This is a genomic window from Pseudonocardia yuanmonensis (assembly GCF_039542425.1).
In the GTDB taxonomy this organism is placed as follows: domain Bacteria; phylum Actinomycetota; class Actinomycetes; order Mycobacteriales; family Pseudonocardiaceae; genus Pseudonocardia; species Pseudonocardia yuanmonensis.
Genome location: NZ_BAABIC010000007.1, coordinates 274,624 through 296,545 on the forward strand (window position 1 = coordinate 274,624; position 21,922 = coordinate 296,545).

General features: G+C 73.9%; 22 protein-coding genes and 2 tRNA genes. 16 read left to right on the forward strand and 8 right to left on the reverse strand.

Translation table 11 applies throughout. The features are described from left to right. Nucleotides 1-29: 29 nt before the first annotated feature. Nucleotides 30-1,370 carry an MFS transporter gene (locus ABD990_RS13175; RefSeq protein ID WP_345380734.1) on the reverse strand — a complete coding sequence of 447 codons (1,341 nt, stop codon included), beginning with the start codon at nucleotides 1,368-1,370 and terminating at the stop codon, nucleotides 30-32. 95 nt (nucleotides 1,371-1,465) lie between these two features. Next, nucleotides 1,466-2,737 (reverse strand): M18 family aminopeptidase, encoded by a 1,272-nt coding sequence (locus tag ABD990_RS13180; RefSeq protein ID WP_345380735.1) that lies wholly within the window; start codon nucleotides 2,735-2,737, stop codon nucleotides 1,466-1,468. Between the two features lie 18 nt (nucleotides 2,738-2,755). On the opposite strand from ABD990_RS13180, the gene mftG reads away from it, so the two are divergent. From mftG to ABD990_RS13200, 4 genes are all read left to right on the forward strand, one after another. After that, the gene (gene mftG / locus ABD990_RS13185; protein ID WP_345380736.1) at nucleotides 2,756-4,228 is read left to right on the forward strand and encodes a mycofactocin dehydrogenase MftG; all 1,473 of its coding nucleotides are present in this window, start codon (nucleotides 2,756-2,758) and stop codon (nucleotides 4,226-4,228) included. A gap of 77 nt (nucleotides 4,229-4,305) precedes the next feature. Next, entirely contained in the window at nucleotides 4,306-4,677 is a 372-nt protein-coding gene (locus tag ABD990_RS13190) for a hypothetical protein (RefSeq protein WP_345380737.1), read from the forward strand. 69 nt (nucleotides 4,678-4,746) lie between these two features. After that, nucleotides 4,747-6,765 carry a M3 family metallopeptidase gene (locus ABD990_RS13195; RefSeq protein ID WP_345380738.1) on the forward strand — a complete coding sequence of 673 codons (2,019 nt, stop codon included), beginning with the start codon at nucleotides 4,747-4,749 and terminating at the stop codon, nucleotides 6,763-6,765. A 108-nt stretch (nucleotides 6,766-6,873) separates the two neighbouring features. Beyond that, a complete protein-coding gene (locus ABD990_RS13200) occupies nucleotides 6,874-7,806 on the forward strand; it encodes an MsnO8 family LLM class oxidoreductase (RefSeq protein WP_345380740.1) in 933 nt (310 codons plus the stop codon). A 51-nt stretch (nucleotides 7,807-7,857) separates the two neighbouring features. Here ABD990_RS13200 and ABD990_RS13205 read toward each other — a convergent pair whose 3' ends face one another. After that, nucleotides 7,858-9,030: a benzoate/H(+) symporter BenE family transporter gene (locus tag ABD990_RS13205; protein WP_345380742.1), complete on the reverse strand. Its 1,173-nt coding sequence runs from the start codon at nucleotides 9,028-9,030 to the stop codon at nucleotides 7,858-7,860. Between the two features lie 104 nt (nucleotides 9,031-9,134). Here ABD990_RS13205 and ABD990_RS13210 point away from each other — a divergent pair, with 104 nt between their 5' ends. Together ABD990_RS13210 and ABD990_RS13215 are read left to right on the forward strand one after the other, a co-directional pair. Continuing rightward, a complete protein-coding gene (locus ABD990_RS13210) occupies nucleotides 9,135-9,692 on the forward strand; it encodes a helix-turn-helix domain-containing protein (RefSeq protein ID WP_425569593.1) in 558 nt (185 codons plus the stop codon). 144 nt (nucleotides 9,693-9,836) lie between these two features. Then, the gene (locus ABD990_RS13215) at nucleotides 9,837-10,253 is read left to right on the forward strand and encodes a hypothetical protein (RefSeq protein WP_345380744.1); all 417 of its coding nucleotides are present in this window, start codon (nucleotides 9,837-9,839) and stop codon (nucleotides 10,251-10,253) included. Here ABD990_RS13215 and ABD990_RS13220 read toward each other — a convergent pair. Continuing rightward, a complete protein-coding gene (locus ABD990_RS13220) occupies nucleotides 10,244-11,680 on the reverse strand; it encodes a glycoside hydrolase family 16 protein (RefSeq protein ID WP_345380745.1) in 1,437 nt (478 codons plus the stop codon). The genes ABD990_RS13215 and ABD990_RS13220 overlap by 10 nt on opposite strands. A 311-nt stretch (nucleotides 11,681-11,991) precedes the next feature. Here ABD990_RS13220 and ABD990_RS13225 point away from each other — a divergent pair, with 311 nt between their 5' ends. Next, complete coding sequence (locus tag ABD990_RS13225) at nucleotides 11,992-12,654, forward strand: response regulator transcription factor (protein ID WP_345380746.1); 663 nt, start codon at nucleotides 11,992-11,994, stop codon at nucleotides 12,652-12,654. Nucleotides 12,655-12,734: 80 nt separating this feature from the next. On the opposite strand, the gene ABD990_RS13230 is transcribed toward ABD990_RS13225, so the two are convergent. Further along, nucleotides 12,735-13,007, reverse strand: coding sequence for a GlsB/YeaQ/YmgE family stress response membrane protein (locus tag ABD990_RS13230; RefSeq protein ID WP_345380747.1), 273 nt, complete (start codon nucleotides 13,005-13,007; stop codon nucleotides 12,735-12,737). A gap of 306 nt (nucleotides 13,008-13,313) precedes the next feature. On the opposite strand from ABD990_RS13230, the gene ABD990_RS13235 reads away from it, so the two are divergent. Then, on the forward strand, nucleotides 13,314-13,586 hold the full coding sequence (locus tag ABD990_RS13235) for a GlsB/YeaQ/YmgE family stress response membrane protein (RefSeq protein WP_345380748.1): 273 nt from the start codon (nucleotides 13,314-13,316) through the stop codon (nucleotides 13,584-13,586). 222 nt (nucleotides 13,587-13,808) lie between these two features. On the opposite strand, the gene ABD990_RS13240 is transcribed toward ABD990_RS13235, so the two are convergent. Together ABD990_RS13240 and hisC are read right to left on the reverse strand one after the other, a co-directional pair. After that, nucleotides 13,809-14,189, reverse strand: a complete 381-nt coding sequence (locus tag ABD990_RS13240) for a DUF4870 domain-containing protein (RefSeq protein ID WP_345380749.1) — start codon at nucleotides 14,187-14,189, stop codon at nucleotides 13,809-13,811. 84 nt (nucleotides 14,190-14,273) lie between these two features. Beyond that, entirely contained in the window at nucleotides 14,274-15,320 is a 1,047-nt protein-coding gene (hisC, locus tag ABD990_RS13245; RefSeq protein WP_345380750.1) for a histidinol-phosphate transaminase, read from the reverse strand. Between the two features lie 60 nt (nucleotides 15,321-15,380). On the opposite strand from hisC, the gene ABD990_RS13250 reads away from it, so the two are divergent. The 8 genes from ABD990_RS13250 to ABD990_RS13285 all read left to right on the forward strand — a co-directional run bounded on the left by ABD990_RS13250 (nucleotide 15,381) and on the right by ABD990_RS13285 (nucleotide 19,957). After that, the gene (locus ABD990_RS13250; protein ID WP_345380751.1) at nucleotides 15,381-16,067 is read left to right on the forward strand and encodes a dienelactone hydrolase family protein; all 687 of its coding nucleotides are present in this window, start codon (nucleotides 15,381-15,383) and stop codon (nucleotides 16,065-16,067) included. A gap of 64 nt (nucleotides 16,068-16,131) precedes the next feature. Further along, nucleotides 16,132-18,132, forward strand: coding sequence for an acetoacetate--CoA ligase (locus ABD990_RS13255; protein ID WP_345380752.1), 2,001 nt, complete (start codon nucleotides 16,132-16,134; stop codon nucleotides 18,130-18,132). An 88-nt stretch (nucleotides 18,133-18,220) separates the two neighbouring features. Beyond that, a tRNA-Ser gene (locus tag ABD990_RS13260) sits at nucleotides 18,221-18,310 on the forward strand. 61 nt (nucleotides 18,311-18,371) lie between these two features. After that, a tRNA-Arg gene (locus ABD990_RS13265) sits at nucleotides 18,372-18,444 on the forward strand. 126 nt (nucleotides 18,445-18,570) lie between these two features. Continuing rightward, nucleotides 18,571-18,738 carry a hypothetical protein gene (locus tag ABD990_RS13270; protein WP_345380753.1) on the forward strand — a complete coding sequence of 56 codons (168 nt, stop codon included), beginning with the start codon at nucleotides 18,571-18,573 and terminating at the stop codon, nucleotides 18,736-18,738. A gap of 14 nt (nucleotides 18,739-18,752) precedes the next feature. Beyond that, complete coding sequence (locus ABD990_RS13275) at nucleotides 18,753-19,088, forward strand: Rieske (2Fe-2S) protein (protein ID WP_345380754.1); 336 nt, start codon at nucleotides 18,753-18,755, stop codon at nucleotides 19,086-19,088. An 86-nt stretch (nucleotides 19,089-19,174) separates the two neighbouring features. Next, complete coding sequence (locus tag ABD990_RS13280; RefSeq protein WP_345380755.1) at nucleotides 19,175-19,432, forward strand: hypothetical protein; 258 nt, start codon at nucleotides 19,175-19,177, stop codon at nucleotides 19,430-19,432. 84 nt (nucleotides 19,433-19,516) lie between these two features. Then, nucleotides 19,517-19,957, forward strand: a complete 441-nt coding sequence (locus ABD990_RS13285) for an ATP-binding protein (protein WP_345380756.1) — start codon at nucleotides 19,517-19,519, stop codon at nucleotides 19,955-19,957. A gap of 290 nt (nucleotides 19,958-20,247) precedes the next feature. Here the strand turns inward: ABD990_RS13285 and ABD990_RS13290 are convergent, their stop codons facing one another. Beyond that, on the reverse strand, nucleotides 20,248-21,804 hold the full coding sequence (locus ABD990_RS13290) for an ArnT family glycosyltransferase (protein ID WP_345380757.1): 1,557 nt from the start codon (nucleotides 21,802-21,804) through the stop codon (nucleotides 20,248-20,250). Between the last annotated feature and the right edge of the window lie 118 nt (nucleotides 21,805-21,922).

Sequence of the window (21,922 nt, forward strand, 5' to 3'; positions counted from 1 at the left end):
GTATCCCCGGCCGACCGGTTCGCCCGGTCCTACCCCTGTGTCACGGCCGCCTGCACCGACCGGTCGTCCGGGAGGGCGCGGCGCGGCATGACCAGCAGGGCGACCATGGCGATGACGCAGCAGATCACGATGTACCAGGCGATCCCCGTACTGGACCCGGTGTTCTTCAGGATGTACGCGGCGATCAGCGGGGCGGGCCCGCCCGCGATCACCGAGGCCAGCTGGTAGCCCAGGCCGGCGCCGCTGTAGCGGATGTTGGTGCCGAAGCTCTCGGCGATCAGCGCGGCCTGCGGGCCGTACTGCATGTCGTGGAAGACCAGCGACAGCACGATCGCCAGCAGCACCAGCACCCCGACCTTGGTGTTCAGCAGGCCGAAGTACGGGAAGGCGAACAGCGCGGTGCACACGATGCCGATGCCGTACATGGTCCGCCGGCCGATCCGGTCCGAGAGCCAGCCGAAGAAGGGGACGCTGAACAGGCCGACCGCAGCGGCGACGAGAGTGGCGTTGAGCAGCGAACCCCGGTTGAGCTGCAGCTGCTGGGTGCCGTAGCTGAGCACGAACGTGATGAACAGGTAGAACGGCGCCTGCTCGGAGAGCCGCACGAAGGCCGAGCTGAGGATCTCCCGCCACTGCGTGCGGAAGGCGTCGACGATCGGCAGCCGCACCACGGTCTGCTTCGCCTTGACCGCGGCGAACTCGGGGCTCTCCAGGACCCGGAGCCGGACGTAGAGCCCGACGCCGACGAGCGCCACGCTCACCAGGAACGGCACCCGCCAGCCCCAGGTGAGGAAGGCCGGGCCGGTGGTCGCGGACATGAGCTGCATCAGCCCGGTGGAGAGCAGCAGGCCGAGCGGGACGCCGAGCTGGGGCCAGCTGGCCATGAACCCGCGCTGCCGGGCGTGGCCCCACTCCATGGCGAGCAGCACCGAGCCGCCCCACTCGCCGCCGACCGCGATGCCCTGCACGATCCGCAGGAGTGTCAGCAGGATCGGCGCGGCGAGGCCGATCGCGGCGTAGGTCGGCAGCACGCCGATCAGCGCGGTGCCGATCCCCATCAGCAGCAGCGTGATGATCAGCGTGGACTTGCGTCCGATCCGGTCGCCGTAGTGCCCGAAGATCGCCGCGCCGATCGGCCGCGCGGCGAACCCGGCGAACTGGGTCCCGAAGGCCAGCAGGATCCCGACGTACGGGTCCTCGCCCGGGAAGAAGAGCCTCGGGAAGACGAGCGCGGCCGCCGTCCCGTAGAGGAAGAAGTCGTACCACTCGATCGTCGTGCCGACGGTCGAGGCGACCACCGCCCGCCGCCGCTGGGACCGCTGGACCGCGTCGTTGTCGACCGCCCGGTCGCCGACAGCACCGTCGCTCATCGTCTGCTCCCCATCGTCGCGGAATAGACGAGCCGACGGTGACGCGCGGTGCGTGTGGCGTCAAACGGAAGCGTGACGGGAGTCCGATTGGCCCGTTATGACGGGTCCGAGAGGAAGGCGGCGCCCGCGGCGGCCAGGTGGCCGGGGTCGTCGACACCGCACAGCTCGCGGGCCGAGTGCATGGACAGCACCGGGATGCCGACGTCGACGGTCCGGATGCCGAGCCGGGTCGCCACGATCGGCCCGACCGTCGTGCCGCAGGGCACGGTGTTCCTGCCGACGAAGAACTGGCCGGGAACACCGGCGCCGCGGCAGGCCCGGTGCCAGGCGGCGGCCCCGGGGGCGTCCGTGGCGTAGCGCTGGTTGGCGTTGACCTTCAGGGCCGGCCCGCCGTTGGGGATGCTCCGGTGCCCCGGGTCGTACCGCTCCGGGTAGTTGGGGTGCGCCGCGTGGGTGACGTCCACCGAGAGGCAGCGCGACGCGGCGAAGGCGCGCGCCCGGGCGTCGAACCCGCCCGCGAGCCGGGTCAGGAGGGTCTCCAGCAGTGGGCCCGCGGCGCCGGTCGCCGTGCCGCTGCCGATCTCCTCGTGGTCGAAGCCGACGAACACCGGGATCACCCCCGTGTTCGAGCGGGAGGCCGCGAGCAGCGCGGCCAGCCCCGCGTGCACCGACGCCAGGTTGTCCAGCCGCGGGCAGGCGAGCAGCTCGCCCTCGCGACCGAGCCGGGCCGGCGGGGTGAGGTCGTGGACCACGAGGTCGTGCGCCGCGATCTGCCGCGGGTCGACCCCCGCCTCGGCGGCGAGGAACTCGAGCAGGTCGCCCTCCCGCACGTCCCCGACGCCCCACACCGGCAGCAGGTGCTGCTGGGCGTCGAGGGTGAGGCCCTGGTTGACCTGCCGGTCCAGGTGGATCGCCAGCTGCGGCACCCGCAGCAGCGGCCGGTCGACGTTCACCGGCACCACGGTCCCGTCGAACAGCGCCAGCCGGCCGGCCAGCCCGAGGTCGCGGTCCAGCCAGGAGTTCCAGAGCGCGCCGCCGTAGACCTCCACGGCGACCTGCCGCCAGCCCGCCGCACCGGTGTCCGGGCGCGGCTTGACCTTCAGCGTGGGGGAGTCGGTGTGCGCGGCGAAGATCCGCAGCGGGGAGCCCGGGCGGGCCTCGTCGCCGACGTGCCAGGCGAGCAGCGTGCCGTCCCGCACGAGGTAGCGTCCGCCGGGCGCGGGATCCCACTCCTCGGTCTCGACCTGCTCGGTGAACCCGGACTCGCGCAACCGCCGGACCGACTCGGCCACCGCGTGGTACGGGGTGGGGGAGGCGGAGACGAAGTCGGCCAGGTCGCGCGCGGCACTGCTGTCCCGGGGGCTCACGTGCGGCATCCTCGCACCGTGACCGACCCCGGGTACGACGTGGTGGTGGTCGGCGCGGGCTCGGCCGGGTGCGCGCTGGCCGGACGGCTGGCCGAGCGCGGCGACCGCTCGGTCTGCCTGGTGGAGGCGGGCCCGGCCTCCCGGTTGCCGGACGTCACGAGTGCCGCCTCGCTCGCCGCGACCGCGCCCGGACACCCGCTGAACTGGGAGTACGCCGCACGGCTGGTGCGCGGGCGGATGGTCTCGGTGCCGCGTGGCCGGGTCGTGGGCGGCTCGTCGGCGATCAACGGCTCGTACTTCGTGCGGGCGGTGCCCCGGGACTTCGCGGACTGGGCGGTCCCCGGCTGGTCCTACGACGACGTCCTCCCGTACTACCGGCGCTCGGAGTCCGACCTCGACGCCGGCGGGGAGGTGCACGGCAGGGCCGGGCCGTTGCGGGTGCGCCGGCCGGCGGGGCACCTGCTGGCCCCGGTCACGCCGGTCTTCCTCGCGGCCTGCTCCGCGCTGGGCTATCCCGCCGAGCCGGACAAGAACGCCGGTGGGCCGCCCGGGGCGGGGCCCGTCCCGTCGAACGCCGCCGAGGGCGTGCGGATCAGTACCGCGACCGCGTACCTCCCGCCCCCCTGGGGCGCGGCGCCGGAGGTACGGACGCTGACCGTGCGGCCGGAGGTCCGGGCGCTGCGGGTGCTGCTGGCGGGCGACCGCGCCCAGGGCGTCGAGACGACGGCGGGGACGATCCGGGCCGGCGAGGTCGTGCTGGCGGCCGGGGCCGTGGGCTCGCCGCACCTGCTGCTGCACAGCGGGATCGGGCCCGCGCCGGTGCTGGAGCAGGCCGGTGTGCCGCTGCGTGCGGAGCTGCCGGTCGGCCAGGGGTGGTCCGACCACCCGAGCGTCTACCTGCCCTTCCGCTGGCCGGGCCCGCCGCCGCACCCCGACGCCGTCGCCGGGCAGGCCGCGCTGAACCTCGACTCCGGCTCCGACCCGGCCGGCGACCTGGAGGTCCTGCTCTTCGCGCGGCCGTTCGGCGAGGGCGGCGACCTGCACCTGATGTGCGCGCTGCAGCGCCCCGAGAGCCACGGCGACCTCACCATCACCTCGGCCGACCCGCTCGCGCCGCCGCTGCTCGACTATCGCTACCTGCGCACCGAGGCCGATCGACGACGGCTGCGCGCGGCCGTCCGGATCGCCGCGGACCTGCTGCGGGTCGCCGGCCTCGACCGTGCGGCCCCGGAGGGCTGGGTGCTGGGCAACGACGTGCGGCTCGACGGCTGGATCCGGAACGTCCTGACGACCTCCGTGCACCTCTGCGGCAGCGCCGCGCTGGGCCGGGTGGTGAGCCCCGACCTGCGCGTGCACGGGTTCGCGAACCTGCGGGTGGCGGACACCTCTGTGCTGCCGGCGGTGCCCCGCCGCGGGCCCGCCGCCACCGCGGTGATGGTCGGGGAAAGGGCGGCCGACCTGCTGGCCGGGCCGGTACGCACAAGTACGTAGTGCCCGCGCGGGCCGGGTCGCGTATCCCGGGTGGACGTCCCGCCGCCGGGGCAGGGCCGACCCCGAGGAGGACACCGATGTCGGAGACGGGCAGGACGAACATCGTCGTCATGTGGACGGTCGGCCCGGACGAGGTCGCCGAGGGCGACCGGATCTTCACCAGCCACGCGGAGTTCATGACCGGGCACCCGCGGGAGGGCGAGGAGGCGCTGCTCTCCTACAAGATCTCGAAGGGACCCGAGCTGTCCGACCCGGTCGACCCGAACTCGTCCCCGACCGGGAACACGATCTTCGTCCTCCACGAGATCTACCAGGGCCCGGCCGGCGTGCCCGAGCACTGGCGGCTGGCGATCCAGGACTGGGTGGACCTTCCGGCCTTCATGGAGTGGAGCAAGCGCAACAAGGTCTCGACCCTGCACGACGGCGTGGTGGTCCAGTCGCTCTGGTGATCCGCGCGCGGTCCGGGGCCGGGCGCGGATCACCGGCCGCGCCCGGGCGGCCCGGGCTAGCGTGAGGGGATGGCGAACCCCTTCCTCGCGCCGAGCGAGCTGCCCTACGGCCTCCCGGACTTCGCGGCGATCACCGACGAGGACTACCTGCCGGCGTTCGAGGCGGGGATGGCGGAGCAGCGCGCCGAGGTGGAGGCGATCCTCGCCTCCGGCCCGCCGACCTTCGCCAACACCGTGGAGGCCCTGGAGCTCTCCGGTCGCACGCTCGACCGGGTCTCGCGCGTCTTCTTCAGCCGCGCCGGTGCCCACACCACCCCGCGGATCGAGGAGGTGCGCGCCGCCGTCGCCCCGATGCTCGCCGCGCACGCCGACGCGATCGCCCTGGACCCGCGGCTCTTCGGGCGCATCGCGGAGCTGTACGGGAAGCGGGAGGAACTGGGCCTCGACCCGGAGTCGCTGCGGCTGCTCGAGCGCCACCACCGCGACGCCGTACGGGCCGGTGCGGAGCTGGGCGAGGCCGACAAGGAGCGGCTCAGCGCGATCAACGCCGAGCTGTCCTCGCTGTCCACCACCTTCAGCGCCCGCCTGCTCGCGGGGGCGAACGCGGCCGCGGTGCACGTCCACGACGTCGCGAAGCTCGACGGGCTGTCGCCGAGCGCGATCTCGGCCGCGGCGGCCGCGGCGAAGGACCGCGGGCACGGCAGCGGCTTCCTGGTCACCCTCGTGCTGCCGACCGGACAGCCCGTACTGGAGTCGCTGACGGACCGCGAGCTGCGGCGCGAGATCTTCGAGGCGTCGATCGGGCGCGGTGCGCAGGGCGACGGGAACGACACCCGGGAGGTCGTGCTGCGGCTGGCGGCGCTGCGGGCCGAGCGGGCCCGGCTGCTGGGCTTCCCGAGCCACGCCGCCTACGTGATCGACGACAACACGGCCGGCTCGGTCGACGCCGTCGCCGCCATGCTCGCCGACCTGGCCCCGCCCGCGATGCGCAACGCCGACGCGGAGGCCGGCGATCTCGCCGCCCCGGCCGGGCACGCGCTCGAGCCGTGGGACTGGGCGTTCTACGCCGAGCGGGTGCGGCGGGAGCGGTACGAGGTCGACGCCGCGGTCCTGCGCCCCTACCTGGAGCTGGAGCGGGTGCTGGTGCACGGCGTGTTCCACGCGGCCGAGGAGCTCTACGGGATCCAGTTCCACGAGCGGCACGACCTGCCGACCTACCACCCGGACGTCCGGTACTGGGAGGTGTTCGACGCCGACGGCACCCCGCTCGGCCTCTACGGCGGCGACTACCACGCCCGCGCGTCCAAGCGCGGCGGGGCCTGGATGAACGCGCTCGTCCCGCAGGCCGGGCTGCTCGGCACCCGGCCCGTCGTGATGAACACGCTCAACATCGCCAAGCCGGCCGAGGGCGAGCCCACACTGCTGACGATCGACGAGGTCCGCACCCTCTTCCACGAGTTCGGGCACGCGCTCCACGGGCTGTTCTCGGCCGTCCGGTACCCGACCTTCTCCGGGACGTCCGTGCCCCGGGACTTCGTCGAGTTCCCCTCCCAGGTCAACGAGATGTGGCTGGAGCGACCGGAGATCCTGGGCCGGTACGCCCGGCACCACGGGACCGGCGAGCCGCTGCCGCCCGAGCTGCTCGAGAAGCTGCTGGCCAGCCGCGCCTACGGCGAGGGCTTTCGGACCACGGAGTACCTCGCGGCCTCGCTGCTGGACCAGGCCTGGCACACGCTGAGCGTCGACGACACCGTCGAGGACGTGCTCACCTTCGAGGCGGAGGCGCTGCGCAAGGCCGGGATCGCGCACCCGCTCGTCCCGCCGCGCTACCGCAGCACCTACTTCAACCACGTCTTCGCGGGCGGGTACTCGGCCGGCTACTACTCCTACATCTGGTCCGAGGTCCTCGACGCGGACACCGTCGAGTGGTTCGCGGAGAACGGCGGACTGCGCCGGGAGAACGGCGACCACTTCCGCCGCGAGCTGCTGTCCAGGGGCGGCAGCGTCGACGCGATGGAGGCCTACCGCGCCTTCCGCGGCCGCGACCCCGAGATCCGCCCGCTCCTGGAGCGCCGCAACCTCACCTGATCCCCGCGAGTCGGCACTTCCGGGTACCGAACGGCGCATCCGGGGGAGCGACCGGGATGTGCATCTCGGTGACCGAATACCGCCGACTCGCTGCGTGTTGGACAGGGCGTGCGTCTGTCGCTGCTGGATCGCTCGCGGACCCGGGTGGGTGAGCCGGACTCCGCGGCGGTCCGCCACACCGTCGAGCGGGCGCGGCGGGCCGAGGAGCTCGGCTACCACCGGTTCTGGGTGGCCGAGCACCACGCCGTCCCGGGCATCGGCTCCGGCGCGCCGACCGTGCTGATGGCCGCCGTCGCGGCGGCGACCGAGCGGATCCGGGTGGGGTCCGGCGGCGTGATGCTGCCCAACCACCAGCCGCTCGTCGTCGCCGAGCAGGTCGGGGTGCTGGCCGCGCTGCACCCCGGCCGGATCGACCTCGGCGTCGGGCGCTCGCTCGGCTTCACCGCGCCTGTCCGGCGGGCCCTGCGGACGGACGGGGCCGACACCTTCCGCGAGGACCTCGACGAGCTCCGGGCCTTTCTCGACGGCGCCGGCCCCGTCACCGCCCGCCCGCGGCTCGACGCGCCGGTCCCGCTGTTCGTGCTGGCCACGGGCAAGGGGCTGGCGGTGGCCGGGGACCTCGGCCTGCCGGTCGTCGTCGGCGGGCCGGTGCTCGACGACACCGAGGCCGGCGCCGCCGCGCTCGCGGACTACCGGGACCGGGCCGGCGGCCGGGCGTACGTCGTCGTCTCGCTCGACGTCCTCGTCGGCGACCCCGGGCTCGCCCTGCCCGAGGCGTGGGCGCTGGCGGCCGCGCGCACCACGGGCGAGTTCCCGGCGCTGGAGCCGCCCGACCCGCACCGGCCGCTGACCGACCGACAACGGGTCACGGTGGAGAGCGCACTGCGGCGCACGATCGTGGGCGACGAGGAGACCGTCGTCGCCCGGCTCGAGGCGCTCGTCACCCGCACCGGGGCCGACGAGCTGCTGGTCGGCTCGTCGACCTTCGACCGCGCCGCCCTCGCGGAGTCCGACGCCCGGCTCGCGGCCCTGCTCACCTGAGAACCGCAGGTCAGCAGGGGTCGTGAGTGCAAGTGCCGCTCTAGACGCCCCCTAAGGGCTGTTGCCGCTCACTGGGTGGGTGCGGCGACGGTGCAGGAGCATCATCGCGCCGCCCGCGAGCAGGCCCCAGAACGCCGAGCCCAAGCCGAGGAACGACACCCCGGCGGCGGTGACCACGAACGTCACGATCGCCGCCTCCCGTCCTTCCGGCTGCGCGACGGCCGAGGTGACGGCGGCGGCGAGCGCGCCCAGCAGGGCCAGCCCCGCCACCGCCTCCACCAGCACCGGCGGGGAGAGCAGCAGCAACGCGGTCGCCAGGCCCGCCCCGAGGCCCAGCACCGCCAGGCCCAGCCCGGCCGTCACGGAGGCGATCCAGCGCCGGTCGGGGTCGGGATCGGCGTCGGGCCCGGCGGCCAGTGCCGCGCTGATCGCCGCGAGGTTCACCGCGTGCCCGCCGAAGGGGGCGGCACCCAGTGTGGCCAGCCCGGTCGCGACGAGGATCCCGCGCAACCGCGGCAGGAAGCCGTACTGCGCCATCACCGCCATGCCCGGCACGTTCTGCGAGGCCATCGTGACCAGGAACAGCGGCAGCCCCATCCCGATCAGCGCCGACGGCGTGAACACCGGCGCGGTCCACTCCAGCCGGGGCGCGAGGTCCACCCCGCCGAGGCCCGGCCCGGTGAGCGCGATCCCCGCGATCGCCACGACCAGCGCGGCCGGCACCGCCCACTGCCGGGCGAACCGCGCCACCAGCGCCCAGACGACGATCAACGGCGCGGCCAGGAGCGGCACCTCGTGCAGGGCCCGGACCGGCGCGAGGCAGAGGTCGAGCAGCACCCCGGCGAGCATCGCGGCCGCGATCGGTCCGGGGATGGCGGCGATGAGCCGACCGAGGGGCCGCACCAGCCCGGCGACGACGATCAGCACCCCGCAGAGCAGGAAGGCGCCGACGGCCGCCGGGAACCCGCCGTCCGGCACGCCGGAGGAGATCAGCAGTGCGGCGCCGGGCGTCGACCAGGCGATGCTCACCGGCATCCGGGTCCGCAGCCCCAGCACGAGCGCGACGATCCCGGAGCCGACCGCGACCGCCAGCAGGCCGGACGCCGCCTGCCCCTCCGAGGCGCCCGCCGCGCGGAGCCCGGTGAGCACCACCGTGAAGGAGCCGCCGAAGCCGACGATCGCCGTCACCACACCGGCCAACACCGGTCGGGCGATCCCGCGCACTGTGCCTCCTCCCGGCCGTTCCGTTTACGGAACGACAGCCGGGGTGGAACGATAGCCACGTGGACGCGACGGCGGCAAGCGATTCCGGGCCGACGGACGCGCGCGTGGTCGCGAGCTCGCCACGTGAACCCGGGCCCGCGCTCCCCGGCGGCGCGGCCCACGTCGGTCCGCGGGTACGGGCCCTGCGGACGGAGCAGGGGATGTCGCTGTCCGAGCTGGCCCGCCGGGCGTCGGTCGGCAAGGCCACGCTCTCCGGGCTCGAGGCCGGCACCCGCAACCCCACCCTGGACACCCTGCACGCGGTCGCCGCCGCGCTCGGGGTGGCGCTGACGGCCCTGGTCTCCTGCGGCGGCAGCCCGCGCATCCGCGGGGCGGCCGTCGACATGGAGCTGCTGCGGGTGTTCGACGACGGCCCGGCGACCTACGAGCTGTACCGCATGCGGATCCCCGCCGGTGCCGAGCAGACCTCGCCGCCGCACCACCCCGGCGTCACCGAGCACGCGACGGTCTTCACCGGCGAGCTCCGCGCCGGCCGGCTCGACGCGCCGGGCGTCGCGGGGCCCGGCGGGTATCTGGAGTGGGTCGCCGACGCTCCGCACGGGTACGCCGCCGTCGGACCGGAGGACGTGCACGCCTCGCTGCTGATCCGCTACCCCAGGTAGCGCAGTCACACCGGGTGAGACGAACCCGTCACCGTAGGTGGAACGGGCGGGCAGGAACGCCCGTTCGGCCCAACCGCACGGCTAACGCGGACCGAGATCTGCTCGACAGACGGATGACCGACCCGCCGCCGGATGGACCGACCCATGAGCCTGCCGCCGAGCTCCACCCTGACCGACGACGTCCCGACCGCCCGCATCCCCGTGCAGCGCCCGGTTGTGCCTGCGGCCGGGCGTCCGGCTCTCCGGCCGATGCCGCCCCGCCCGGCGCACGGACCCTCGCACCGCGCCACCCGCGCCACCCGCGCGACCCTCCGCGCCGCCGGCCCCCGGACCTGGGCCGAGTCCGCCGCCCGGCGCCGGCGGCGGCTGCGTCGGGCCCGCTTCGGCCGCGTGCTGCTCGTGCTCGTCACCCTCGCGGCGCTCACCGCCGCGGCCGTGATCTGGCAGCTCGCCGACGGTCGGCCGCTGGACCTGCTCCGCGACGGGTGGGCGCTGCTCGAGCCGCGCGTCGACGACGTCGTGCGGTTCCTGCGCGGGGACCAGTCCCTCGTTCAGGAGTAGATGCGCATCCAGTCGACCTGCATCTCGGTCGGGCGCGGGGAGCCGCCGTCCGGGAAGTAGTCGAGCTGGATGGTGGGGTGCATCTTCCCCGGCGGGAGCGTGCCGGGATCGGTGCTGGAGAACCACTGCTGCCCGTCGAGGTAGCCGGTGATCCCGTTCGGCGTCCACTCCACGGCGTAGTTGTGCCACTGCGTGATGTCGATCTTCCGGCTGGCGGATCGTTGGTTGTTGTCCGCGCCGTAGTGCAGGAAGAACGACACGCCGTCCGACGCGCTGTCCGTCTCGGCGAAGTCGATCTCGCCGCCGCGGGGCCACTCGACGTCGCTCGGCCACAGGATCAGCACCGGGTGGTACTGGGAGTCCCCGGCCGGGAACTTCGCGCGCATCTCGTACCGGCCGTACTGCCGGCTCTCGTTGTACGCCATGCCGCCGGTGTTGCCGTTCGAGTCGCCGCGGATGGTGAGGATCCCGCCGGAGGTGGAGACCGCGTCCGGGGTGCGCCGGCCGTTGCCGCCGTGACCCGCGCCGTCGTAGAGCCCCCACTTGCCGAGGCCGCCGGAGAACTCGTCGCCGCCGGTCGGGGTCCAGCCGAGCCGGCCGGCCGCCGTGGAACCGTCGCCCGCGGCCGCCGGGCCGCGCGCGCGGGCCGTGCCGGCCGCCGGGTTCGCCGGCGCGGCGGGCGGGCGCGTCGTGGTCGTCGCGTGTTCGCGCGCTGCGTCCACCGCCTGGCTCAGCGCGCCGGGGGCCGGGATGGCCGCCACCCCGGTCGAGGGCGGGTCCGGTGTCCCCTGGGCGGTGTCGGACGAGGTCAGCGACGCCGCCTGGTCCGGCCCGTCCTCGGACACCGGACGCAGCAGCAGGGCGACCGCGGCCGCGACCAGGACCGTGGCGACCCCGACCGTGACGGGGGCGAACCGGCGCAGGGTCGAGCGCGGGGCCCGACGGCGGCCGCGGGCGACGCGGGGCTCGGGGGCGTCCCGCTCGATGACCGTGCCGTCGCCGGTGGCGCCCGCCCCGCTCACCGCGGGGCCGGCGATGATCTCGGCCGCCGTGACCACGGGCAGGCCGGTCATCGGGCTGATCGGCGGCGGCCCCGCACCCGCGGGTTCGAGCCCGAGCGACGTCGTGTGCGTCAGCAGGGCGGGCTCGCGCGCGACGCCGTGGAGAACATCGTCGGCACCGGTTCCGGTGTCGGCGTCCTCCAGGCCGTCCAGGCCGTCCAGGCCGTCGGGGTCGTCGGGGCCGTCGGGGTCGTTGGGGCCGTCGGCGGAGCGCGGCGCCGGGATCGTGGCCGTGGCACCGGCGGCGTGCCGCCGACGCGCCGGACGGCCCGGTCGGCCGGCGGGGGAGCCGTGCTCCGCGGAGAGTCGGGCGACCAGCTCGCGGGGATCGAGCCGGTCCTCCGCGGCGGAGGGTTTCCGTCGCATGATCGATGACCATATGGAGGAACCGGAGGGGCGCCGGGCGAAGCTGAGAGCCGGGGTTGCCCCAGCGCGCCGACAGGTCGTCCGGAGGCGCCGGAGCGTGTCGTCCTCGCCGGGTTCGCCGCTCGCTCTGCTCCGTTCGGAGCAGTGCGGTTCTCAGGGAAGGCCGCTCGTCGGGTCGGCACGCGCCGCTCGGACCGTTGACACATTGTGATCGAGGGGCTTTCACGCCAAGCTTGTCCGCGATGCTCCCCGCTGCTCCCCCGGGGGGTGCGTCCGTGTTCGTGCCGTCGCAGGCGACGGCACGAGCGTCCGTGCCCCCGTACGCCCCCGTCCTCGTGGCGCTGCCCCCGACCGCCGCGTCGGCGTCGGTGCTGCGCTCCCTCCGCGCGGAGGGGATGCGCGCCGATCCCGCCGCCGACGGCATCGCCGTCCTCGACGTGATCCGCGCCGCGCCGCCCGCCCTCCTGGTGCTCGACGTCGACCTCCCCGGGCCCGAGCACGCCGCCGTCCTCGCGGCCGTGCACGCCGAGTCACCGAGCGTGCCGGTCGTAGTGCTCACCCCGCGTGAGCGCCGCAACGCCGTGATCGCGCAGCTGCGCAGCGACCGGGACGACTACGTGCTGCGGCCCTTCTCGGTCGACGAGCTGTCCGCGCGGATCCGGCTGCGGCTGCGCCTGACCGGCGCGGTGGGGCACACGCTGATCCGCCGCGGCGAGCTCGTGGTCGACACCGAGCTCGGCGAGGTGACCGTGGACGGCAACCCGGTGTCGTTGTCGCCCACCGAGTTCTCCCTGCTCACCGCGCTGCTCACCGAGCCGGGCGCCACGGTGTCCCACGAGGAGCTGGCGACCCAGGTGTGGTCGGAGCCGGCCTCGCCCAACCTCGTCCAGGTCTACATCTCCTACCTGCGGCGCAAGATCGGCCCCGAGCGGATCCGCACGATCCGCGGGGCCGGGTACGTGCTCGAGGGCTGAGCCGCTCCCGCGGCGCACACACGACGGCGCCCGTCCCCGGGTTCTCCGGGCGGGCGCCGTTCGTGTGCGTGCTGCGCCGGTCAGGCGTGGGTGCGCGACCGGCGGCCGACGACGAGCCGGTAGATGCCGAGCAGCACCAGCGACCCGACGAGCGCGATCAGCCAGGTGCGCAGGTCGAAGAAGCTGCCGGTGTCGACGCCGAACAGGGCCGAGCTGATCCATCCGCCGAGCAGACCGCCCACGACGCCGATGATGCAGGTGACGATGATGCCGCCCGGGTCCTTGCCCGGCATGATCGCCTTCGCGAGGGCGCCGACGACGAGCCCGACGATGATCCAACCGATGATGCCCATTGCTTCCTCCTCGCGGTCGCGCCGGGTTCGTCCGGAGCGTGTCCGATGTGGTCGAGGTGCGAGTGCCCGATGATCGACGGCCATAAACGGACGGTGACGATATTCGTCCGGTTCGGTGCCCCACCCGGGCCACTGGGCCGACCGTGGTCATCCGTCCGGGTGTACGGGCTGACCTGCAACGGAACGAGAGATAACGCTTCGGTCCCGACGGTCCTTCCGGCAGGACCCGGCCCCCGCGCTGTGCTAGGCAGACGCCCTGAGGGCGACCGTGGGGGTGGCCCTGCACCGAGGAGTCGGGAGAGTTCCATGACCGTTACCGGCATCATCACCGCGATCGTCTTCGGACTCATCATCGGCGCCCTGGCACGCCTGCTCGTGCCGGGCAAGCAGAACATCCCGATCTGGCTGACGATCATCATCGGTATCGTCGGCGCGTTCATCGGGACGTTCATCGCCCGGGCGCTGAACCTGCGCACGTCGGGATGGAACTTCTGGGAGACGATCTTCCAGATCGTGGTCGCCGTGATCCTGGTGGTGATCGTGGCCGGCCTCTGGGCGAGGCGCGGCGCACGGCACTGACGGGCACCGACGGGCACTACTGACCACCGACAGGCTCTGACGGACACTCACGCCACCGACTGAACCGCACCACGGGCACGCGACGGGCCCGGACCGAACGGTCCGGGCCCGTCCCGTGTGCGGACCCCGTCCTCGGTGCACGACGGATCAGTGCACGACGCCTCGGTGCACGACGCCTCGGTGCACGACGCCTCGGTGCACGACGCCTCGGTGCACGGCGCCTCAGTGCACGACGCGCAACGTCAGCGGGTAGCGGAAGTCCACCCCCCGCGAGGCCCGGACCGTGCCGAGCACCACGCAGGCCACGTAGAACACCCCGTAGAGCGGCAACAGGACCAGCCCGATCCCGACGAAGATCAGCAGGCCGAACACGACCGTCCACACCAGGGCGTTGATCTGGAAGTTGAGCGACTCGACCGCGTGCCGGCGCACGTACGCGGAGTCGCCGCCCTTCACCAGCAACACGATCAGCGGTGCGAACAGGCCGAGCGCGAACCAGGCGGACACGAAGCTGAGCACGTGCGCGGCCATGGCCCAGTTGCGCTCGTCGTCGCGCGGCACGAGCGGGGCCTGACCGGTGTACTCGTACGGCGAGTTGCTCATACCGGCAGTGAACACCCGCGCCGCGGCCCCCGGCATCGGGGAAATGCCCGGAGAAACCGGGTCGAAGGACCCCGAGCCGGCCCCCTAGAAGGTGCGGGCGGCCTCGAGGAACCGGTCGTCCTCCTCGGGGGTGGTCACGGTGACCCGGCAGCCGTCCGGGTGGAACGGCCGGACGACGACCTTGTGCTCCAGGCAGTGCGCCGCGAAGTCCGAGGTCCGCTCGCCGAGCGACACCCACACGAAGTTCGACTGGGTGTGCGGCACCGTGTACCCGGCCGCGAGCAGCGCCTCGCGCACCCGGACCCGTTCGCCGACGGCCTCCTTGCAGGCCGCCAGCAGCTCGGTCGCGTGGTCCAGCGCGGCGATCGCGCCGGCCTGGGCCACCGTGCTCACGCTGAACGGGGCGCACACCTTCTTCAGCGCCGTCGCGATCTCCGGCGCGGTGACCGCGTAGCCGACGCGCAGCCCCGCCAGCCGGTAGGCCTTGGAGAAGGTCCGCAGCACCACGAGGTTCGGGTACCGGTCCAGCAGGGGCAGCCCGTCGACGGCCTCGGGGTCGGTGACGTACTCGTGGTAGGCCTCGTCGAGGGCGACGACGACGTCCGGGCCGACCGTGTCCATGAACCGCTCGAACTCCGCCCGGTGCACCACCGTGCCGGTCGGGTTGTTCGGGCTGCACACGAACACGAGCCGGGTGTGCGGCGTGACGGCGCCGGCCATGGCCTCCAGGTCGTGCCGGAAGTCGGCGTCCAGCGGCACGGTGACGGCGCGGGCGTTCCCGATCTGCGTGACGATCGGGTAGGCCTCGAAGGACCGCCAGGCGTAGACGACCTCGTCCGTGGTCTCCCGGCAGGTGATCTGCACGAGCTGCTGGCAGAGGCTCACCGAGCCGCAGCCGACCGCGATCCGGTCCGGCGTCACGTCGAGCTCGGAGGCGAGCCGCTCGCTCAGCGAGACGACGGCCAGGTCGGGGTACCGGTTGCCGGCCGCCGCGGCCTCGGCGATCGCCGCCAGGACGGGCGCGGTCGGCGCGAGGGCCACCTCGTTGCTCGCCAGCTTGATCGCCCCGGGGATCGCCCGGCCCGGGACGTAGGCGGGCAGGGTGTCCAGGTCGGGACGGATCGGCGTCATGTGCGTCACGGTAACCCGCCCCGTCCGCGGCCTGCCCCCGAGTCGTGGAAGGCTGTCCTCATGAGCGAGATCCGCACCGAGGCGGTGCCCCTGGTCGACGGCTCCGACCTGCGCCTCACGGTCGCGGAGCCCGAGGGTCCGCCGCGCGGCGGCATCGTCGTGCTGCACGAGGCGCGCGGGGTCACCGACGCCGTGCGGCGGCTCGTGGAGGGCATCGCGGGGGACGGCTGGCTGGTCGTCGCCCCACACCTCTACCACCGCGACGGGGCGGACGAGCTCGACGGCGCGGACGAGCAGGTCGCCGACCAGGTCGCCCGGCTGGACGGCGAGCAGGTGATGGCGGACACCGACACCGCCTTCGGCTGGCTCGCCGATCACGAGGTCGCCTCGGACCGGATGGGCGTGATCGGCTTCGACCTGGGCGGCAGCGTCGCGCTGCTCGTGGCGGCCCGGCGCACCCTGGGCGCCGCGGTCACGGTGGCCGGCGGCGGCATCGACGAGCCGGTGGGTCCGTTGCCCGCGCTGGTCTCCGCCGCGCCCGGCCTCACGTGCCCGTGGCTCGGCATCTACGGCGACCGGGACGACGAGGCGGGGCTCGCCCGGCTGCTCGACGCCGCCCGCCGGTCCGAGGTCGCCACGGACCTCGTGACCTACCCCGGGGCCGGCCACCGCTTCGACGACGACCCCGCCACGGCCGCGGACGCCTGGCAGCGGATGCTCAACTGGTTCGACTCGCACCTGCGCTGATCCCGGCGCCACCGCCCTGGTCACAGGGGTGGCCCCGCACGCAGGCGTCGGCGACGATGACGCCATGACTCTCGACGCCGACGTCCCCGAGGTCCTCTGGTCCCCGTCTCCGGAGCAGGCCGGCCGCACCGCGATCGCCGAGTTCGCGCGCTGGGTGCGGGAGCACAAGGGTGTCGAGCTGGCCTCGGACACGGACTATGCGGAGCTGCACGCCTGGTCGGTGCGCGACCTGGAGGGGTTCTGGGCCGCGGCGGCGGAGTTCCTCGGCGTGATCTGGCGGGACCGGCCGACGGCGGTGCTGGGCTCCCGGGAGATGCCCGGCGCCCAGTGGTTCCCGGGCGCCACGCTGAACTACGCCGAGCACGCCCTGACCCCGGGCCCCGGCCGCGAGGACGCGGACGTCGCGGTCGTGTTCGCCCGCGAGGACGGGCTCGAGCGCACCGTCACCCACGCCGAGCTGCGCGAGCAGGTCGCACGCGCCCGGGCCGGGCTGGTCGCCGCGGGCGTGGGGAAGGGCGACCGGGTGGTCGCGCTGGCGCCGAACTCGGTGGAGACGCTGGTGACCTTCCTGGCGGCGGCGTCGCTGGGGGCGGTGTGGTCCTCGTGCTCGCCGGACTTCGGGGCGCGCGCGGTGCACGACCGGTTCGCCCAGATCGAGCCGGTGGTGCTGCTGGCCGTGGACGGCTACCGCTACAACGGCCGGGCCTTCGACATCCGCAAGACCGTCACGGCGCTGCGGGAGCAGCTGCCGACCGTGCGGCAGACCGTGCTGGTGCCCTACCTCGACCCGGACGCCACGCTCGAGGGGACGACGCCGTGGGCGGAGTTCACCGCCGAGGCGGGCCCGCTGGAGTTCGAGCCGGTGCCCTTCGACCACCCGCTGTGGGTGCTGTACTCCTCGGGCACCACCGGGCTGCCGAAGGGGATCGTGCACAGCCACGGCGGGATCGTGCTCGAGCACCTCAAGGCCATGCGCCTGCAGAACGACCTGGGGCCGGGGGACACCTTCTTCTGGTTCACCACCACCGGCTGGATGATGTGGAACTTCCTGGTCGGCGGCCTCCTCGTCGGGTCGAGGATCCTGCTGTTCGACGGCAACCCCGGCTACCCGGACCTCGGCGCGCTGTGGGCGCTGGCCGAGAAGCACGGCGTCACGGTCTTCGGGGTGTCCGCGCCCTTCGTGCAGTCCTGCCTGAAGAAGGGGCTGCGGCCGCGGGACTCCTACGACCTGTCCCGGATGCGGGCGCTCGGCTCCACCGGCTCCCCGTTGTCCGTGGAGGGCTTCCGGTGGATCGCGGACGCCTGCGGCGAGCACATCCAGATCTGCTCGGTGTCCGGCGGGACGGACGTCTGCGCCGCCTTCGTCTGCTCGGCGCCCACGGTGCCGGTGTGGCTGGGCGAGCTGTCGGTGGCCGCGCTCGGGGCGGACGTGCACTCGTTCGACGAGCGGGGCGAGGACCTCGTCAGTGCCGATCCGGTCGAGGTGGGCGAGCTGGTGATCACCCAGCCCATGCCGTCCATGCCGGTGATGTTCTGGAACGACCCGGACGGCAGCCGGCTGCGCGAGGCCTACTACGAGATGTACCCGGGGATCTGGCGGCACGGGGACTGGGTGCGGGCCACGCCGCGGGGCTCGTTCGTGATCTACGGCCGCTCGGACTCCACGCTCAACCGGGGCGGGGTGCGGATGGGCACGGCGGACTTCTACGCCGTCGTCGAGGGCTTCGAGGAGGTCGCCGACTCCCTGGTGATCGACACCACGGCACTGGGCGCCCGGGAGGAGGGCGCGCTGCTGTGCTTCCTGGTGCTGGCCCCGGGGGCGTCCCTGGAGGACGTCGAGCCGCGGCTGCGGAAGACCCTGCGCAGCGAGCTCTCGCCCCGGCACGTCCCGGACCGGTTCATCGTGGTCGACGCCGTGCCGCGCACCCTGAACGGCAAGAAGTGCGAGGTGCCGGTCAAGAAGATCCTCGCCGGCGTGAGCCCCGACACGGCCGTGAGCAAGGGCGCGCTGCAGAACCCGGAGGCCCTCGCCCCGTTCCTCGACCTGGCCGAATCCGCCCGCTGACCTGCGACGATCACGCGACCCGGGGTGGGGTGCACACCCCCTCCGGGCCGTGTGTACTCTTGGACCCGCTGGAGGCCGAGAGGCCCCGGGAGGCTTCGCCTAGTCTGGTCTATGGCGCCGCACTGCTAATGCGGTTTGGGGTCACCCCCCATCCCGGGTTCAAATCCCGGAGCCTCCGCGCTGGCGTGGTCCGACTCCCGGGTCGGACACGGCATGTAGTACAACTGAACGCGGTACCTGCGCCCGTAGCTCAACGGATAGAGCATCTGACTACGGATCAGAAGGTTAGGGGTTCGAATCCCTTCGGGCGCACAGCACGGAACGGGTCCCGACCAACGACGTTGGTCGGGACCCGATTTCGTCTCGGCGTCGATCAGTCGGTCGGGTCGGCGGCTGCTGACGGGTGTGGAGCATCCCGGTCCCGGGGATTCCCCGGCCATGACGACTCCGAACGGCGCTCCCGACCCCGACAGCGACGAGTTCCTCGAGGAGCAGAACACTGTCGAGAAGGTCAGTCCGGACACCTCCGCCGACGCACCGGCCACGGACGCCGACCTCATCCCGACCGACCCGCCGACGGCCGACGACCCGCCGCGGCAGGACTGAGCGGGCGGGCCGGGATGGCGCGCGAGGTCGTGGCCGCGCTCGACGAGCTGGCGGTCGGGGACACCGTGCAGGTGGAGCTGGCGGAACCGATCTGCCTCGTCCGCCTCGGGGAGGCGGACGTGCGCGCGATCCACGACGTGTGCTCGCACCAGGGGCAGCCGCTCCACGAAGGCGCGGTGGAGGACGACACACTCGTGTGTGCGGCCCATGCGGCCCGGTTCGACCTGAGCACGGGCGAGTCCGTCGGGATCCCCGAGGTCGCCGCCGTCCCCGTCTACCGGTGCGTGGTCGAGAACGGGGAGATCCTGGTCGACCTCGACGACCAGCTGAACTCGGCGGAACCCGCCTGATCCGACGCCTGCGTTGCTGTGACCGGGCTAACATCGGTCGTGTCCGTGCCGAACGTCCGGACGAGGGGTTCCAGGGGGTGCGGAGGATGGTGTCCAGGCAGCCGCCGGCCGAGCAGCAGAGATGGACCGCGGACGAGCTGGCCGACCTGAGGAGGCGGGCGCGGGCCCGCCGCCGGGTGCTCGGCCTCGCGGACAAGGCGGCGGATCCGGCGGCGCACGCCCGGCTCGCGGCCGAGGGCGGGTCCGAGCTCGTCGAGGTCGTCGGGCCCGAGGCGGCCGGGGTCCCGGCGCCCACGGAGGAGCCCGTCGCCGTGGAGATCCCGGAGCCGCGCCTGCCGAGCTGACGACGCGGGGTGCCTCGTCCCGGTCGTCGGGTGGCGCCCGGCCAGCGGTCGCGCGGCGCCCCGGGCTTCGTCATCCTCGGGGGCATGGCGGACGACTCGGGCTTCTACAGCATCCGGTTCGGCGCGGACCCGGTGCAGCTCGCCTTCTTCCGGGCCGGGCTGGACCGCTGGCTCCAGGCGCTGGGGTGGCCCGAGGCCGAGCGGGTGGACGCGATCCTGGCCGTGAGCGAGGCCTGCACGAACGCGGTCAAGCACGCCTACGCCGGGGGCGTCCCCGGGGACGTCGAGGTCGTCGGCCGGCTGGTGGCCGGACCGACGCACCGCCAGGTCGTCGTGACGGTGCGGGACGAGGGCGTGTGGCGCCCCGACCACGGTGAGAAGGGCTACGGGATGAGCGTCATGCGCGGCTGCATGGAGCGCGTCTCGATCCGCCGGGACGACATGGGCACGACCGTCACGCTGGTCAGCGTCCCCGTGCCGCTGCTCGGGGCGCCGGACGGCTCCGGGCTGGCCGCCGCGGAGTAGTCGGCGGGTGCCCTGCGGCTCCGGCGCGAGCGCCAATGCAGGTGGCCATTGATCGTCGAGAGGCTGATCAGCGTTCCGGTGCGGAGGGCGCTCTGCCGGGCGCCGCTGGTTCGCTCCTTCGCTGATCTCCGGCCCGCGAGCTGCAGGCGGGAGCCCTCGGTCCCGGCACAACCACTCGGACCTTCCCGGGTGTGGTGGGCCCGGCCGGGGTGGCGGGGCCAGGCCGAGTGCCGGGACCAAGGGGATGTTCTTAGTCCGACTCCGTGTGGGTCCGGCCGGGTCCGGTGGACTCAGGGGGTGCGGAGGGCCCAGACGTCGCAGCCGTCGAAGGTCGCCGTGCGCACCTGGTCGCCGTTGTCGCGCAACCAGCTTTCCAGCGGTCCGGTGAGCTGGCCCGGCACCGGGTTCACGAACCAGCGCGCGCCCTGGTCCCGCATGCCCGCGAGCCGGGCCGGGTCGTACTGGTCGGCGGCGAGGACCCAGCCGTACCGGTCCGCCCGGTAGAGGATCACCGGCTCCTGGTAGTTGTTCGCGACGCCGTCCATCGTCGTGGTGCTGTCCGTACCGACGACCACGAGGTCGCCCGGCGCGGACACGGCGGCCAGCTCGGTCGCGCACACGCCGAGGGTGCCGGCGTCGGGGTCGAAGGACTGGCGGAACACGTTGAGCGACTGGGCGCCGAGCGCCAGCACGGCCACCACCCCGAGCGCCGCGACGAGCCGCGGCGCGATCCGCCGCCGCAGCAGCCGGCGCGCGGCCACGACGCCGATGCCGATCGCGACGGCGGCGTAGGGAAGCGAGTAGACGTGGTACTGGATGCCGAGGTCGGAGCCGCTGTAGCGGCCGACCGCGAAGTAGTAGACGACGAGCGCGACCGCGCCGGCCAGCAGGAAGGAAGCGGCCGGTGCCCCGCGCCGGTGCCGGGCCAGCCACACCGCCCCGAGCAGCGCGAACGGGACGCCGACCACGCCGTAGACGAACAGCACCTCGCTGCGCAGGTTGCCGAGGTAGAAGTCGGCGCCGAGCCACATGGCCAGGTTGCCGAACTTGTCGTCGCCCCCGGAGATCACGCCGAAGGTGTTGCCGTAGGTCTCGTAGAGGCTCGCGGCGTGCCGGAGCCACAGCACGGGCAGCACGAGCGCGGCGAGCCCGGCCAGGTAGACCGACGGTCGGCGCAGCCGGTCCCGCGCCGCGAGCAGCAGCCACAGCCCCATCACGAGCCCGACGTGCAGCGAGGTCGGCTTGGCCAGGCCGGCCAGCGAGACCGTCGCGGCGACGGCCACCAGCCACACCGGCCGGTCCTCCTGCAGCCAGCGGCAGAAGAACAGCAGCGCCAGCAGCGTGAAGGCGAGCACCGTGGCCTCGGGCATGAAGGCCGTGCCCCAGCGCATGAACGCCGGCGAGACCGCCCACGCGATCAGCGCCCAGCGGGCGGCCGCCGGCGGCAGGATCCGCCTCGCCAGGCCCCAGAATGCCGCGGTGGCGAGCAGCATGAAGGCGAGCGACACCAGCCGGCCGAGGAACTCGTGCTCGCCGAGGACCGTGTAGAGGATCCCGGTGAGCCACGGCATGATCGGCAGCTCGGACTCGACGTAGCCGGGCCCGCTCCCGCCCCAGTTGATCTGCGGCATGAACAGGTCGAGGCCGTGCTCGGCGTAGTTGCGGGCCATCGACGCCGTGTCGGACTGGCGCCAGATGTCGCCGGGGTAGGTCAGCGGCCCGAGGGCGCGCACCACCGACAGTGCCGTGACGACCAGGACCACGAGCACGGCTGCGCGGCCGAGCAGGTCCGGGCGCGGGCGCCCGGCGGCCGTGGCCGGCGGGGGGCGGTCGATGTCCAGCTGCACCCGTCACATCGTGCACACGCCGCCTGTGGGGGACCTGAGGGCCCCCGTCCTCCGAACGGCCTCCGGCTCTCGTTCGACGGATGCATCGCGCCGCATAGGATCGGTGTCGACTCCCCAC

Coding starts and splice junctions, on each gene's coding strand:
- ABD990_RS13195 (WP_345380738.1), top strand. CDS start 4,747: ATGGCGAACCCCTTCCTCGCGCCGAGCGAGCTGCCCTACGGCCTCCCG.
- ABD990_RS13215 (WP_345380744.1), top strand. CDS start 9,837: ATGAGCCTGCCGCCGAGCTCCACCCTGACCGACGACGTCCCGACCGCC.
- ABD990_RS13230 (WP_345380747.1), bottom strand. CDS start 13,007: ATGGGCATCATCGGTTGGATCATCGTCGGGCTCGTCGTCGGCGCCCTC.
- ABD990_RS13280 (WP_345380755.1), top strand. CDS start 19,175: ATGGTGTCCAGGCAGCCGCCGGCCGAGCAGCAGAGATGGACCGCGGAC.
- ABD990_RS13255 (WP_345380752.1), top strand. CDS start 16,132: ATGACTCTCGACGCCGACGTCCCCGAGGTCCTCTGGTCCCCGTCTCCG.
- ABD990_RS13240 (WP_345380749.1), bottom strand. CDS start 14,189: ATGAGCAACTCGCCGTACGAGTACACCGGTCAGGCCCCGCTCGTGCCG.
- ABD990_RS13220 (WP_345380745.1), bottom strand. CDS start 11,680: ATGCGACGGAAACCCTCCGCCGCGGAGGACCGGCTCGATCCCCGCGAG.
- ABD990_RS13235 (WP_345380748.1), top strand. CDS start 13,314: ATGACCGTTACCGGCATCATCACCGCGATCGTCTTCGGACTCATCATC.
- hisC (WP_345380750.1), bottom strand. CDS start 15,320: ATGACGCCGATCCGTCCCGACCTGGACACCCTGCCCGCCTACGTCCCG.
- ABD990_RS13190 (WP_345380737.1), top strand. CDS start 4,306: ATGTCGGAGACGGGCAGGACGAACATCGTCGTCATGTGGACGGTCGGC.
- ABD990_RS13175 (WP_345380734.1), bottom strand. CDS start 1,370: ATGAGCGACGGTGCTGTCGGCGACCGGGCGGTCGACAACGACGCGGTC.
- ABD990_RS13250 (WP_345380751.1), top strand. CDS start 15,381: ATGAGCGAGATCCGCACCGAGGCGGTGCCCCTGGTCGACGGCTCCGAC.
- ABD990_RS13270 (WP_345380753.1), top strand. CDS start 18,571: ATGACGACTCCGAACGGCGCTCCCGACCCCGACAGCGACGAGTTCCTC.
- ABD990_RS13275 (WP_345380754.1), top strand. CDS start 18,753: ATGGCGCGCGAGGTCGTGGCCGCGCTCGACGAGCTGGCGGTCGGGGAC.
- ABD990_RS13285 (WP_345380756.1), top strand. CDS start 19,517: ATGGCGGACGACTCGGGCTTCTACAGCATCCGGTTCGGCGCGGACCCG.